Annotated in this window: 14 protein-coding genes; 11 read left to right on the top strand and 3 right to left on the bottom strand. The window is 38.5% G+C overall.

From position 1 onward, the window contains the following. Positions 1 to 52: 52 nt before the first annotated feature. The 3 genes from VZD24_RS11585 (at position 53) to VZD24_RS11595 (ending at position 5,603) form a co-directional block, all read left to right on the top strand. Entirely contained in the window at positions 53 to 1,558 is a 1,506-nt protein-coding gene (locus tag VZD24_RS11585; RefSeq protein WP_279449013.1) for a C1 family peptidase, read from the top strand. A 1-nt stretch (position 1,559) separates the two neighbouring features. Then, entirely contained in the window at positions 1,560 to 4,841 is a 3,282-nt protein-coding gene (locus VZD24_RS11590) for a caspase family protein (RefSeq protein ID WP_342687701.1), read from the top strand. A 147-nt stretch (positions 4,842 to 4,988) separates the two neighbouring features. Then, positions 4,989 to 5,603, top strand: coding sequence for a DUF4230 domain-containing protein (locus VZD24_RS11595; RefSeq protein WP_342687702.1), 615 nt, complete (start codon positions 4,989 to 4,991; stop codon positions 5,601 to 5,603). Here VZD24_RS11595 and VZD24_RS11600 read toward each other — a convergent pair. The 3 genes from VZD24_RS11600 to VZD24_RS11610 form a co-directional block, all read right to left on the bottom strand. Further along, on the bottom strand, positions 5,598 to 5,924 hold the full coding sequence (locus VZD24_RS11600; RefSeq protein ID WP_342687703.1) for a thermonuclease family protein: 327 nt from the start codon (positions 5,922 to 5,924) through the stop codon (positions 5,598 to 5,600). The genes VZD24_RS11595 and VZD24_RS11600 overlap by 6 nt on opposite strands. A 118-nt stretch (positions 5,925 to 6,042) precedes the next feature. Next, positions 6,043 to 6,348, bottom strand: coding sequence for a rhodanese-like domain-containing protein (locus tag VZD24_RS11605; protein ID WP_342687704.1), 306 nt, complete (start codon positions 6,346 to 6,348; stop codon positions 6,043 to 6,045). Positions 6,349 to 6,402: 54 nt separating this feature from the next. After that, entirely contained in the window at positions 6,403 to 8,235 is a 1,833-nt protein-coding gene (locus VZD24_RS11610) for an aromatic amino acid hydroxylase (protein ID WP_279449008.1), read from the bottom strand. Positions 8,236 to 8,348: 113 nt separating this feature from the next. Here VZD24_RS11610 and VZD24_RS11615 point away from each other — a divergent pair, with 113 nt between their 5' ends. From VZD24_RS11615 to VZD24_RS11650, 8 genes are all read left to right on the top strand, one after another. After that, the gene (locus VZD24_RS11615) at positions 8,349 to 9,422 is read left to right on the top strand and encodes a 2Fe-2S iron-sulfur cluster-binding protein (RefSeq protein ID WP_342687705.1); all 1,074 of its coding nucleotides are present in this window, start codon (positions 8,349 to 8,351) and stop codon (positions 9,420 to 9,422) included. Positions 9,423 to 9,463: 41 nt separating this feature from the next. Then, positions 9,464 to 10,420: a 1,2-phenylacetyl-CoA epoxidase subunit PaaA gene (gene paaA / locus VZD24_RS11620; RefSeq protein ID WP_342687706.1), complete on the top strand. Its 957-nt coding sequence runs from the start codon at positions 9,464 to 9,466 to the stop codon at positions 10,418 to 10,420. A 78-nt stretch (positions 10,421 to 10,498) separates the two neighbouring features. Continuing rightward, positions 10,499 to 10,789 (top strand): 1,2-phenylacetyl-CoA epoxidase subunit PaaB, encoded by a 291-nt coding sequence (paaB, locus tag VZD24_RS11625; RefSeq protein ID WP_279449005.1) that lies wholly within the window; start codon positions 10,499 to 10,501, stop codon positions 10,787 to 10,789. Positions 10,790 to 10,821: 32 nt separating this feature from the next. Beyond that, positions 10,822 to 11,166 carry a four helix bundle protein gene (locus VZD24_RS11630; RefSeq protein WP_279449004.1) on the top strand — a complete coding sequence of 115 codons (345 nt, stop codon included), beginning with the start codon at positions 10,822 to 10,824 and terminating at the stop codon, positions 11,164 to 11,166. A 49-nt stretch (positions 11,167 to 11,215) separates the two neighbouring features. After that, a complete protein-coding gene (paaC, locus tag VZD24_RS11635) occupies positions 11,216 to 11,965 on the top strand; it encodes a 1,2-phenylacetyl-CoA epoxidase subunit PaaC (RefSeq protein ID WP_279449003.1) in 750 nt (249 codons plus the stop codon). 84 nt (positions 11,966 to 12,049) lie between these two features. Beyond that, positions 12,050 to 12,553, top strand: coding sequence for a 1,2-phenylacetyl-CoA epoxidase subunit PaaD (gene paaD / locus VZD24_RS11640; protein ID WP_279449002.1), 504 nt, complete (start codon positions 12,050 to 12,052; stop codon positions 12,551 to 12,553). 53 nt (positions 12,554 to 12,606) lie between these two features. Beyond that, positions 12,607 to 13,389 carry an enoyl-CoA hydratase-related protein gene (locus VZD24_RS11645; protein WP_279449001.1) on the top strand — a complete coding sequence of 261 codons (783 nt, stop codon included), beginning with the start codon at positions 12,607 to 12,609 and terminating at the stop codon, positions 13,387 to 13,389. Positions 13,390 to 13,469: 80 nt separating this feature from the next. Further along, positions 13,470 to 13,835 carry a four helix bundle protein gene (locus VZD24_RS11650; RefSeq protein ID WP_279449000.1) on the top strand — a complete coding sequence of 122 codons (366 nt, stop codon included), beginning with the start codon at positions 13,470 to 13,472 and terminating at the stop codon, positions 13,833 to 13,835. The last annotated feature ends 6 nt before the right edge of the window (positions 13,836 to 13,841 follow it).

Genomic DNA, 13,841 nt, shown 5'->3' on the forward strand with positions numbered 1-13,841 from the left:
AAATTAAAAATAGTAGCTGTTATTTTATAATGTAAAAACTAAGTTCAACATTATGAAAAATCTAAGCTGCATTATTGCATTCCTTTTCACGAGTTTATTATTCGCGCAAAATCAATACAGTACCGGGATGGTATGGGACGAAGAATCCTATCGGAGTATTCCGTACAAAGTACAATTTACCGCAAGTACTTACGACGATTTGCCTAGCGCGTATTCCTTGGAAAAGTATGTGCCCATTCCCGGCGATCAGGGCCAATTTGGTACTTGTGTTGCCTATGCGGCGGCCTATGGCTTGCGTACTACAATGCTCGCAAAAGATTACAACATAACCGACAAACAAAAAATAACCCAGGCAGCTCTTTCCCCTTCTTTTGTGTATTACGCAATTAAAAGAGAAGAAGATGTAAATTGCCAAATGGGAACCAATCCAAAATTGGGAATGGAGGCTTTAAAAGTACTCGGGGTTCCTACCTTAAAAACAGTGCCTTACCAATGCAATCCCCGCATAAGCCAAGCGGCTCAAATGGAAGCTATAGACTATCGGATTAGAGACTATCAAACCTTGTTTTTTTATGATGAACAAGCACCGATGGTAAGGGTAAACGCCACTAAAAAAGCATTGTCTGAAGGCTATCCCGTATTAATAGGTATGAAATTACCTGAAAGTTTTTTTACATCTAAAAAAGTGTGGCGTACCGTACCTAGCGATGAAGGAACACAGGCTAAAAAACACGGCCAACACGCCATGGTAGCTGTTGGCTACGACGATAATTACGAAGGGGGCTGTTTTAGAGTACTAAACAGTTGGAGCACCCAATGGGGCGATGGCGGATTTATCTGGATTCCGTACGATGTGTACGATAAATGGTGCTTGGGCGCCTTGCAACCATATAGTTATTTTAAGAAAAAAGAAGATGACGTTAAACCAAAACCAGACCCTAAGCCAGAGCCTAAACCTGAACCCAAACCAGACCCAAACCCTATAGCTGCAAAACTACCTGAGGGCAGCCTTCGTTTTGAACAAAACAACGGACAGCCAATGCCGGTTACCCGTATTTCAACAAGAAACCTTGTAGTAGAAGACGATGTTGAAGGAGAAGATTTGGTTGCGTATAGAATGACGCAAGGGTATCCCAGCAACACGCGTTTCCGGTTTTATCTAAAAAATGTAAATGAAGGTTACATCTATGCTTTTGCAACAGATCTTTCACAAAAAATCAATAAAATTTTACCATTTAGCGACGGCATGTCGCCGCTCATTGGTGCTAATTCAGAATTTGCTTTTCCCAGTGAAAAGAAGGTGATAAAAATGGACAGCAATCCTGGAACCGATTATTTGCTAATACTTTTCAGCCAAGAAGAATTGAACCAAGCAGAATTACTTCAGAAAATGCAACAGACTAACGGCGGCCTTACTTCAAAAATAAAAGCAGCATTAGGCGATAAATTGATAGATAAACATATGGTTCAATACGCTTCTGGCGAACTAGGTTTTAAGGTTAAAGATGGTGCAAAAGGTTACGTAGTGCCGCTAATGGTAGAAATAACACATTTATAATATGAAAAAGCTATTTACAATATTTATCCTTCTTCTCATTGTGCTAAATCTGCAAGCACAGGATTCGCGCATCGCTATACAATCTGCTCACAGCGGTTATGTAACCAAAATGCTTTTTGACAATCCTCGAAACCTTGTTATTAGTTATGGAAGTTTTGACGATAAAACCTTAAAGTTTTGGGACAAAACAACGGGTATCTTACTAAAAACCATTGATATTCCTGAGCACGCGAGAGATTTAACTTTGGATGATATTTCAGGAAAAACATACGTGGCTACAAAAAATGAATTTATTGTTTACGACAATACAACTTTAAATGAAGTAAAACGATTTCCTTCAAAGGAAGAAATTCAAAACGTAGCATTTCGGAAGGCAGATAATTTGGTGTATTACCTAACAGGAGATTTTGATGATATTGCATTGAATACATTCAATCCAGTTACAGGCGCAATGCAAAAAACAGATGGCGCAACGTTTCCTAATCCACAAGCGGGTGGAATGGAATTTTTGGGTAACGACGAATATATCTGGTTTAAAAGCGGTACCCGAAATCATCAATTTTACGAAATAAATAGTAAGAGCTATGGCGAATTATACGTGCCGCCAAGTGCATTTTTTAAAAATCTGGATCAGATTTATACGGTTGTGGTTGATGAAACACATCTAAAAGTAATTCGATTTAGTGCCACTACTTCGCAACCGCTTTGGGAAAAAATAGTAGTGGTTGAAAAAAATACAAACCGTGCCCTTAAAAATTTTACGGGCAATATTGCAATTTCCGAAGAAAGCAATAGTCTTTGGGTTTCCTATTTAAAAACGCCTATCATTGAACTTAATGCGGCTACTGGAGAAGTAAAAGGTGTAATTTACAATAACCTGAACAAAGGAAAACTTATAGCGGATAAGGATTTTGTGTATGTTTATGAAAACGACGAATGGTTTGGTCAAGGAAATTATAAAAAATACAAACGCTATTCCAACAATCCGGTGGCGCATTTTGGGTCTGAAGTGCTAAATTCGCAGAACATTATTTTTTCAGAAACAGATAATGCCGTTAGTTTGTTTACTTCAGACATTAACGGAAAAATTCACTCTTTGTTAAGTAATAACGCCACCACTCAACTAACCAAATACGATCCTAATTACACTTCTAAATACTCGCTGTATGGCGACATATCGGTTAATAAAGAAGGCAATCTTGCATACTACATTACCCGAAATGATACCGAAGGAATTAAGCAATTTGTACCTGGAATAAAAGATAGTTTTACAACACTTACTACAGATTTTGATAAGAGTTCAAATACAGCACATTTCAACCCAAACAGTAAATTATTAGGATATGTAAAACAAAATACCTTGTATATTCTTGATGTTGAAAGTAAGCAGCAGCTAGCAGAAATTCCTTTCACAAATGTTCGAAAAGCCGAACAGGCGTATTTAGATATATCGCCCAACGGAAAGGGTGTAGCCGTTGGTTTAAGCGACGAAATTGTTTTTGATCATGAATATATAGATAGGCTGGATTACTTTAATCTGGAAACAAAAAAGCTTGCGTGGAGCAAACCCAATAGCTATCGGACTATGTATCATATAAAGGATGGCGAACAATTATTAGCAATAAACCTCAATACAAAAACCGCCGATATTTTTAATACTGCTACTGGTCAATTAGTAAAAAGTTTTCCAATTCCGCAGGCGGATTATAACGCAGAGTTTGCCATCAATCCCAGTAAAACCAAATTAATTTTTTTTAATAAGGAAATGGGCACCAAAATTTACAATATAACTACAGGTAAATTAGAAAACGAAAGTAAAAATTTTAAAGATCTTTATTATGCGGGTGTGGCGTTTGTAAACGATAATGTTTACGCCCAAGCATCTGATGGTTCTATTAAATTTTTCAACGTAAATAGCGCCAATGAAATATTAAGATTGATACTTTTTTTAGACGGAGAGTGGATTGCGCATACCCCCGAAGGATTGTTTGAAGGTTCACAAAACGCTTGGAATAGAGTTGCGTTTGTACGAGGTCGCGAAACTATTCCTCTAGACCAAGTGTTTGATAAATTTTATACACCAAGGCTTTTGTTTAGCACGCTGCAAGGTGAAAAAATTAACAAACCCACTATAGATATTGATAAAATTAAGAATCCGCCACTGGTTACGATAATGTATTCTGAAGGTGCACGGAACCTAACAGTTGAAGATGCAGTAGCAGTGGTAAAAACTGAAAATCCTTCGGCTAAAATTACGGTTGAAGGTTTTGCAAAAGGCGATAAAATTTCGGAGGTAAGATTGTATCACAACAATAAATTGGTTTCAAACAATACTCGAAATCTCACAGTTGAAGACGATGCTCCCGCAGAGACAAAAAAAGTTTTTAATCTTACTTTATTGGAAGGTGAAAACAGCTTCCGTGCCGTTGCTTTAAACAGTCAGAATACCGAAAGTGCCCCGCAGGAAATTTCGGTAGAATATATTCCAAAAAAGGAGGAAATTATAAAACCCGCCGGAATCCAACTGCATTTAATGGTTGTGGGAATTGACAATTACAAAAACCCAAAGTACAACCTAAATTATGCTGTTGCGGATGCCAATGGTTTTAAAAGTGCTGTGGACGCAGGAATGAAAACCATTACTAGCAACGTAAACAATTATTACATTAAAGACAGCGAAGCCAATAAAGATAAGATTTTGCAGACGTTTAAAGAAATTTCTTCAAAAGCAAATCCGCAAGACGTTTTCATTTTCTATTACGCCGGCCATGGAATGATGACAAGCGATGAAAATAAAACCTTTTATTTAGTCCCACACGACGTGACACAGATTTATGGAGCCGATGAATCTATTGCCCAAAAAGGAATTTCAGCAGAACTTTTAAAAGAACTTTCAGCGGCAATCCCTGCACAAAAACAACTTTATATTTTGGATGCTTGCCAAAGTGGCGGCGCATTAACTACAATTTCTTCAAGAGGGGCGGCAGAAGAAAAAGCAATTGCACAACTTGCGCGAAGTACCGGTACTCACTGGCTAACGGCAAGTGGCAGCGAACAATTTGCCACCGAATTTGATGAACTTGGCCACGGAGTATTTACATACGTTCTATTGCAGGCTTTAAGCGGAAAAGCAGATAGTGGCGATGGCAGAATAACTGTAAACGAATTGAAAGCATACTTAGAAAGTCAAGTGCCGGAAGTTTCGGGAAAGTATAGAGGTAGTGCACAATATCCTGCCAGTTTTGGCTTTGGGCAAGATTTTCCTGTTGGGGTTAAAAATTGATTTTGAATGAAATAGACGAGATTCCCAAAGGTTTTAAAAAATCTTTGGGATTTTTGCGATTCAAAATATTGTATTTTTGATAAAATTATTCATATCGAAATAATCGTACTATCACAAATCTCACGTCTCAAATCTCACATCTAAAAAATGAGAAATATTTTCCTCGGAATTATAATTGCCTTCGTTATCGTTTTCGGCCTTCGTTATTGTGAAAATAAAAAAGAAAACCGCGAAATTCTTGAAGCCAATACAGCGCTCATTCAAAAGGAATTAAAAAATGTGGGGAAACTGATTGTTACAGAAGGAAGCTACGCACAAGTTTTTAGTTATCGAGACAGCAAGGATTTGTTTTACGGACTTACCTATGCCAATAAACGGGCTTTGGTTGTGGTTAATGCAAAAGCTACGATTGCGTATGATTTAAGTAAAGTTAAAACGGAAATAGATGAAACCGCAAAAACCGTAACCATTACAAGCATTCCCAAGCCCGAGCTCTTCATAAACCCAAATATTCAATATTACGATGTTACGCAGGATTATTTAAACCAGTTCACCGCATCAGATTATAATAAAATTAAAAGTCGGATTGAAAAATCGCTTCGCAAAAAAATTGAAGCTTCAGAATTGCGAACGAATGCTGAAAATAGATTGATTTCCGAACTTCAGAAAATTTATATATTAACCAACTCGATGGGCTGGACGTTAAAATACAATTCCACAGTAGTGGAAACCGAAGCCGAACTTCAAAAGCTGAAACTATAGCATATATTCTTTTGCATGCCCGTTATCTACCAACCACTTATTTAAATCTATATCGCCAATAATAATATTGGCAAGGTAGCGGCCGTATTTTTCCTGCTTATCTTTATACGAATTAATTATAACCTCTTTATCCAGAATCATTGAACGAACAATGTCGCGCACAACTAAACCACGCTCTCTTTCTTCACCGCGCAATTCGGGAGTGTCTATTCCGTAAAGCCTAAATTTCATTTGCTGAAAGTGGTAAAATCCTAAATCCACCATAGCAGTTACGGTGTCGCCGTCGTAAACTTTAATGATTTTTGCTTTGTATTGATACATAATTTCAATTTTTTGATTAGTATTTATAAAGCTACAAAAAACTGAAATTCAACCATTTAAAAATAATTGTTTTTTATGAAAATAATTCCCCTCCCTTTGGGAGGGGTTAGGGGTGGGTCTATAATTTCTTGCTCAAACTAAACCATCCGCCGCCGTTCATCGCCTCTAACCCGTTGCTCTTTAAAATGCCAGCGGCACTAGCACTGCGCATGCCACTAGCGCAGCAACAAATTACGGGTTTGTTCCACTTTTTAATTTCTTTCATTTTTGAAGAAATGCTTGGTAAAGGAATGTTTTTGGAACCCGGAATTGCACCGCTATCGTATTCTCCTTTACTGCGTACGTCAACAATAATGGCGCCTCTACTTTTAAATTCTTGTATTTTTCGTTTTTTGTTTCCGAATAAAAAATCAAATAGTCCCATAATATTTTTACTGCTCAGGCAGAATTTTTTAATTAATTTATTGTCGATGCGGATTTATTCCGCAACTGCTTTAATCTTTACACTTTTTATATCAATAAGTTCTAACCCACCTTCAATTAAATGCGCAACTTTTGGTCTTTCTATTTTCAAATTCAAAAGATAATTCAGTACTTCTTTTGAAAAATCTGAGTTGTTAGCCGCTACCAATTCATAAATTTCGAGTGGCAACAGCCAATCCGTTGTATGAAAATCTTCTAAAACTTTAAAGACTTGCTGAAGTTTTGTCGAATCAATTTCTTCAGCATTACGTATTCCCCGAACCTCTTTATAGAGAGAGTTTAATTCTTTTTCTCTTTCAGAAAGTTGTGGTCGGATGGTCTCGCTTTTGGCAGTGTGCGTTACCAAATTAAACGAATTATAATCTGCCGCCCCAGCAAATGCCGAAACTATTTCCTTGCCCACGGCCATATCAAAATCGCCCATATCTGGAGAAAACAATACTTCATCTTTATAGGTAACCGTGCAATCCGTAAATTGAATCAACATCAATTCGCCTCGTAGATTTCGCATTCCGGTAACATTCAAGCCTTTTACGGTTATTCCACTTTCAAATTCAAATTCAATGGGTTTTCCGTCGTAAAAATTATACGCTTGCAAATCGCGCGGGCCCATATTTTCAATGGCGAGATTTATTCCTTTCAATTTCCCCAAAGGCGAACGGAAGCCGTTGGTATGACGGCTTATGCCGTGGCCAATCACTTCTTTTTCACGGTAAGAGAGTGCTGTTTCGCCTTCGGTTTCAAAATAAACAACCTCGTTATCCTCGTTTTTTATCATTCGTGAAAAATGACCGCTAATTTGAAGTCCGGTACTAATTTCAATAGTCCCGAGCTGTTTCGATTTTATCAACTTTTTCAACCCACGCCAACCGCCTTTCCGAACGGCCATGGTGTTTGCGAATTCTTCCAAAACCTCCTGCAAATACGCAAAATCTGGCGTTACATACAATTGCGGCTGCGGTTTTGTGATGTCGAAATCTTGGTAGGCAGCGTCAATGGAGTACGGAATTTTCTTCACCTCATCCTGCATGCACCAAACGCTTTCGCCAATGGAAGAAAGCAATCCGGCGCCATAAATCTTCGGATTTTCAACCGTGCCCACCAAACCGTATTCCACGGTCCACCAATGTAGATTTCGAATCAGAGAAATTTCTGATGGTTTCACTTTTTTATTTTGAAGTACTTCAACTCGTGCTTCCGCGGCTTCAATTTTTTGCCAATGTTTTTTTTGTGAATCCGTTATGGCTCCCCCTCCCTTAGGGAGGTGGCTGGGGGGTGGGACAGGGCTTTCCTTTAAAATGGAAAGCTCGCGAACGGCTTCATACATATCAATATCGTGTGCGCTAGAAATTGCTTTTGCGCCAATTTCCCCAAAGCGGCGAAGATATTCGGCATAGTCCGGACTTGCAATAATAGGAGCGTGTCCCGCCCCTTCGTGAATAATATCGGGCGCTGGGGTGTATTCTATGTTTTCAAGTTGGCGGATATCGCTGGCAATCACAAGCACTTTATAAGCCTGAAATTCCATAAAAGCATTCGGCGGTATAAACCCGTCAACCGCAACTGCGGCCCAGCCAATTTCTTTTAAAATACGGTTCATCCCGTACATAGAGGGAATTTCATCTATGGAAATACCGGTTTTTTTTAAACCTTCAACATAACTTTCGTGCGCAACTTTGGTAAGATAATCTACGTTTTTTCGCATTACATAACGCCATACAGCTTGATTAATGGGCGTGTATTGCTCATAGTTTTGTGGTTTTATATATTGTTTTAAATGCGGTGGTAAACGGTCCAACAATTCGTTGGTTTCAATTTTGTATTCCATTGTTCAAAAATAGGTTAGACTCGGCAGGTTTCCAAAACGATAAAGAGCTAATTTTTGTATCTTGCCGATAAAAGCAAAAAACGTAGTTTTGTTTACCATTTTAAACTCATTTTGTGGCAAAATTTCATAGAATAAAAGTAAAGGACATTTATAAAGAAACTGACGATTGTTCGGTTATAACCTTTGATGTGCCGGATAAATTGGTTGAAGAATTCCACTTCCGCCAAGGGCAGCATTTAACCTTAAAAGCAGATATTAATGGCGAAGATACCCGCCGTTCGTACAGTTTGTGTTCCAGCCCCATTGATAAGGAATGGAAGGTTGCCGTGAAAACAATTCCGGAAGGCAGATTTTCAACGTTTGTAAATTCAACCTTAAAAGCTGGCGATACTTTGGAATTAATGGAGCCCAGCGGAATGTTTGGTGTGGAAATTGAACCGGAAAAAGCTAAAAACTATTTGTTTTTCGCCGCCGGAAGTGGAATTACGCCCGTACTTTCTATGATTAAAACACATTTGGCACTGGAGCCCAACGCAACTTGCAAACTGTTTTATGTGAATAGGACAGCAAAATCCATTATCTTTAAAGAAGCTTTGGAGCAGTTGCGGAACCAGTACTTTGGAAGATTGGAAATTTATTATTTTCTCACCAAAGAGCGTCGCGATATAGATCTTTTCAACGGCAGATTTGATGACGAAAAAATGCAGGTTTTAACCAAAACGTTTATCGACATTCCCGATACCAGCGAAGTGTTTTTGTGCGGACCCGAAGAAATGGTGAGCTACGTAAGCAATTATTTAATTGAAGCAGGTTTGCCGAAAAAATTGATTCATTTTGAATTATTTGTAACTGGTCTAACCGAAGAAGATAAAAAACGTGCCGAACGTTTGGCGCAACAAAATGTAGAAGGGGTTGAAGTAACCATTGTAGATGCCGGAAAGGAATTTCAATTTACAATGACAAAAGATTTTGACAATATACTCGATGCGGCTTTGGCCGCGGGTGCAGATTTACCATTTGCCTGTAAGGGCGGAGTTTGCAGCACCTGTAAATGCCAGATTTTGGAAGGCGAAGTAGAGATGAAAATAAATTACGCATTGGAAGAAAAGGAGGTAGCGCAAAATTATGTTTTAAGTTGCCAGGCCGTTCCTACTTCCGAAAAAGTAAAAGTAGATTTTGATGTATAACTAGCTTACTCCATACAGCATTAAGCTTAAAGCATAAAGTTATGAGTGAAAAAGAATTAATGAATTTAGAAGAAATTTTCGAAGCCCGCATTGCACGCGATGAAAAGATAGAGCCAAAAGATTGGATGCCGGAGAAATACCGCCAAACACATATTCGGCAAATAAGCCAGCACGCACATTCAGAAATAGTTGGGATGCTGCCCGAAGGAAATTGGATAACCCGCGCCCCAACTCTTAGACGAAAAGCTGCTTTGCTTGCAAAAGTTCAAGATGAAGCTGGCCACGGATTGTATCTGTATTCCGCTTGCGAAACCTTGGGGATTTCACGCGAGGAAATGTACGAGCAATTGCACTCCGGAAAGGCTAAATATTCTTCCATTTTCAACTATCCCACAATTACTTGGGCAGATATGGGTGCCATTGGTTGGTTGGTTGACGGTGCTGCAATTATAAATCAGGTGCCGCTTTGCAACACTTCATTTGGACCGTACGCTAGAGCAATGGTTCGCGTTTGTAAAGAAGAAAGTTTCCACCAGCGCCAAGGATATGAAATTATGCTCACCCTTTGCCGCGGCACTGAAGAGCAAAAAGCAATGGCGCAAGATGCGCTCAACCGTTGGTGGTGGCCAAGTTTAATGATGTTAGGCCCGACAGATGCAGAATCAGTACATACAGAGCAATCCATGAAATGGAAGCTGAAACGCAAAAGTAATGACGAATTGCGCCAACAGTTTATAGACCAAACGGTACCGCAAGCCGATATTCTCGGAATTACCATTCCCGATCCCGATTTAAAATGGAACAAAGAAACTGGCCATTACGACTTTGGTGAAATTGATTGGGATGAATTCTGGCAAGTTGTAAAAGGCCACGGACCCTGCAATAAAGAAAGAATGAGCGCCAGAGTGAATGCTTGGAACAATGGCGAATGGGTGCGCGACGCCGCAATGGCACACGCCGAAAAAAAAGAAAAAAGAAAAATAGCAAAAGCAAGTTGAAATAGATGTGAGACGTGAGATATTAGACGTGAGAAAAGTGTCTAAATCTCACATCTCACATCTCAAATCTAATATCTCATGTCTGAAAAGAAAAACTGGCCCCTTTGGGAAATATTTGTCCGCAGTAAAAACGGACTGGAGCACCGTCACTTCGGAAGCCTTCACGCTGCCGACGCCGAAATGGCTCTGGAAAACGCCCGCGATGTTTACACACGTAGAAATGAAGGTGTAAGTATTTGGGTGGTGGAAAGCAAAAACATTACCGCTTCCAATCCAGATCACAATGGCGAAATGTTTGAGCCCGCACAGGATAAAATTTACCGCCATCCCACCTTTTATGATTTGCCGGATGAGGTGAAGCATATGTAGAGGGAAATCGAAATCTAAACTGAAATCGAAAAATGAAAAGTTATAATTTAGACAATCGGTTTGAAGATTTCGCCGCTTCGATTGTTGTAATTTTTAAGATGCCACCAAAATCCTATGCTGCCGATTATCTCGCTAAACAACTTATAAGATCTGCCTGTTCATCTGCTTTAAATTTCGGAGAATTTGAAGGCGCAGGTTCGGATAAAGATAGAGCTAATAAATTAAGGATTACATTAAAAGAATTACGAGAGTCACTGAGAAATATTAATATTCAAATTAAAGCGATTCTCATTAATTCTAATAATATTGCAGCAATAAGAAATGAAAATGACGAACTTATAAGAATTGTTGTTTCACTTCTCAAAAAATATAGCTAATGTTTTCGATTTCGATTTGAGTTTCGATTTCGATTTTTATAAATACTAAATGAAAGATTTATACTATTACATCCTAACAATAGCCGACAATTCCCTAATCCTCGCACAGCGATTGGGCGAACTTTGCGGTCACGGCCCAAGTTTGGAAACCGATATTGCACTTACTAATATTTCGTTGGATTTATTGGGGCAAACGCGAAGTTATTATCAATATGCGGCAAAGCTAACTGGCGACGGAAAAACAGAAGATGATATCGCTTTTCTTCGAATTGAACGCGAATACAAAAATTGTTTGCTCGTTGAACAGCCCAATACACATTTTGGATATGTAATTGGGCGCCAATTCCTGTTTGATGTTTACCATTTTATGTTATTGGAAAAGCTTCAGAATAGCCCAGACGAAACTTTGGCCGCAATTGCTAAAAAAAGTATTAAAGAAGTAAGTTACCACAAACGATTTTCATCAGATTGGGTAAAACGTTTAGGCGACGGAACTGAAGAGAGCAATCAAAAGATGCAGGAAGCAATTGACGATCTGTGGCGATTTACGGATGAACTTTTTTTTATGACAGAAGCAGAAACCGAAATGGCGAAGAAAGGAGTTGGCGTAGATGTTTCCACTTTTAAAGAAAAATATTACGAAGAAGTTTCTGAAGTTTTAAAAGAAGCAACACTGGCAATTCCCGAAAATAAATATTTCACCAAAGGCGGAAAAGAAGGCGTTCACACGGAGCACATGGGCTATATTTTGGCCGATTTGCAATATATGCAGCGCACATATCCAAATATGCAATGGTAAAAGATTTACGATTTTTGATTGCCGATTTCAGAAGTAAAAAAGTTCAAAAATCAAAAATCGTTAATCAGCAATCGTTAATAAATTATGACACTTACAGAAGAACCAAACATACAAGAAAATTTAATTTCAGTTCTGAAAACCGTTTCAGACCCTGAGATTCCTGTGCTTTCGGTTTTGGATTTGGGTGTAATTCGCGAAGCTGTTGAAGTGAATGGAAACGTTCAAATAAAACTTACACCCACCTATTCCGGGTGCCCAGCAATGGATGTTATTGCAGACGATTTAAAAGCTGCTTTTTCTAAAATAGGAAAAAAGACAGAAGTTGAATTGGTGCTTTCCCCAGCGTGGTCCACGGATTGGATTAGTGAAGAAGGGCTTCAGAAAATGGAGGAATACGGTATTGCGCGTCCGCTTTCAGAGTCGCACGATAAAGATGTTTTGTTGGGCGATAAAAAATTGGTAAAATGCCCGCAATGCGGAAGTACAAGCACACATTTAGTGAGTCAATTTGGTTCAACAGCCTGTAAAGCACTGTTTAAATGTGACGATTGCCACGAACCGTTTGATTATTTTAAATGTTTGAAATAAATTTCTAAATGTCACCCTGAGCGCAGTCGAAGGGTTTATTAAACCTATAAAAAGTGAATAAAAGCATAACCACCCAAATAGAAAATAAAGTAGCTACATTAACCCTTAATCGCCCCGAAGTTTTTAACAGCTTCAATCGCGAAATGGCGCTGTTGCTTCAAGATGAATTGGACAATTGTGAAAAAAATCCAGAAGTCCGCGCTATAATTATCATCGGCAGCGGAAAAGCGTTTTGTGCAGGGCAGGATTTAAAGGAAGTAACTTCCCCCGAATTAAATCCAGGTTTTAAAAAAATTCTCGAAGAACATTACAATCCAATTATTCAAAGAATTCGGAATATTGAAAAGCCAATTATTGGCGCAATCAATGGAGTTGCGGCTGGAGCAGGTGCAAATATTGCCTTAGCTTGCGATGTGGTAATTGCTTCCGAAAATGCAAGTTTTATTCAGGCATTCAGTAAAATCGGTTTGGTGCCGGACAGCGCGGGAACCTTCTTTTTACCGCGATTGATCGGTTTTCAAAAGGCTTCGGCGTTAATGATGCTGGGCGACAAAGTTTCTGCCCAAGATGCTGAAAAGCTTGGAATGGTTTACAAAGTTGTCTCCTCAGAGAACTTTTCAGAAGAAGTAAAAATCATTGCAAATACGATGGCGAATATGCCAACAAAAGCATTGGGGTTAACGAAGCGTTTGTTAAATAATTCCATGCAAAATAATTTAGAAGAACAGTTGAATTTGGAAAGCAAACTTCAAATTGAAGCCGCCCAAAGCGAAGATTATGCAGAAGGAGTTGATGCGTTTGTGAATAAAAGAAAACCGAATTTCAGAGGAAAGTGATTAACGATTTAAGATTAACGATTGTTGAGTGCAGATTTTTAAAATTTTAAATATGGTGGTGTTAACCCAAATTATAGAATATGGTTCCAAATCAACTTGAAGATAGATTAATCAAATTTGCCGTTGAAGTTATTTTAATGTGCAAACATATTAACGGTTCATTTGCTGCGGAGCATCTTACAAAACAACTTATCCGTTCCAGCACATCTGTTGCGTTGAATTATGGCGAAGCAAGAAGTGCCGAATCTTCAAGAGATTTTCTACATAAAATGAAAATTTCTTTAAAAGAATTGAGAGAGTCATTCGTTAATATGAAAATTCAAAGGGGCGCGAATTTGATAACAAATGTTCAAATAATAGATAGGCTACTGATTGAAAATAATGAATTAATCTCAATTTTTGTAGCTAGTATAAAAACGGCATCACAAAAAAATAATATTCAATAACTTGGA

The organism is Aequorivita flava (assembly GCF_038742595.1).
GTDB lineage: Bacteria > Bacteroidota > Bacteroidia > Flavobacteriales > Flavobacteriaceae > Aequorivita > Aequorivita marisscotiae.

Bases quoted from the DNA above. Each gene is read 5' to 3' on its own strand.
- VZD24_RS11590 (WP_342687701.1), top strand. From the start codon at position 1,560: ATGAAAAAGCTATTTACAATATTTATCCTTCTTCTCATTGTGCTAAAT.
- VZD24_RS11605 (WP_342687704.1), bottom strand. From the start codon at position 6,348: ATGGGACTATTTGATTTTTTATTCGGAAACAAAAAACGAAAAATACAA.
- paaB (WP_279449005.1), top strand. From the start codon at position 10,499: ATGTCTGAAAAGAAAAACTGGCCCCTTTGGGAAATATTTGTCCGCAGT.
- paaD (WP_279449002.1), top strand. From the start codon at position 12,050: ATGACACTTACAGAAGAACCAAACATACAAGAAAATTTAATTTCAGTT.
- VZD24_RS11650 (WP_279449000.1), top strand. From the start codon at position 13,470: ATGGTTCCAAATCAACTTGAAGATAGATTAATCAAATTTGCCGTTGAA.
- VZD24_RS11610 (WP_279449008.1), bottom strand. From the start codon at position 8,235: ATGGAATACAAAATTGAAACCAACGAATTGTTGGACCGTTTACCACCG.
- paaA (WP_342687706.1), top strand. From the start codon at position 9,464: ATGAGTGAAAAAGAATTAATGAATTTAGAAGAAATTTTCGAAGCCCGC.
- VZD24_RS11585 (WP_279449013.1), top strand. From the start codon at position 53: ATGAAAAATCTAAGCTGCATTATTGCATTCCTTTTCACGAGTTTATTA.
- VZD24_RS11600 (WP_342687703.1), bottom strand. From the start codon at position 5,924: ATGTATCAATACAAAGCAAAAATCATTAAAGTTTACGACGGCGACACC.
- VZD24_RS11595 (WP_342687702.1), top strand. From the start codon at position 4,989: ATGAGAAATATTTTCCTCGGAATTATAATTGCCTTCGTTATCGTTTTC.
- paaC (WP_279449003.1), top strand. From the start codon at position 11,216: ATGAAAGATTTATACTATTACATCCTAACAATAGCCGACAATTCCCTA.
- VZD24_RS11630 (WP_279449004.1), top strand. From the start codon at position 10,822: ATGAAAAGTTATAATTTAGACAATCGGTTTGAAGATTTCGCCGCTTCG.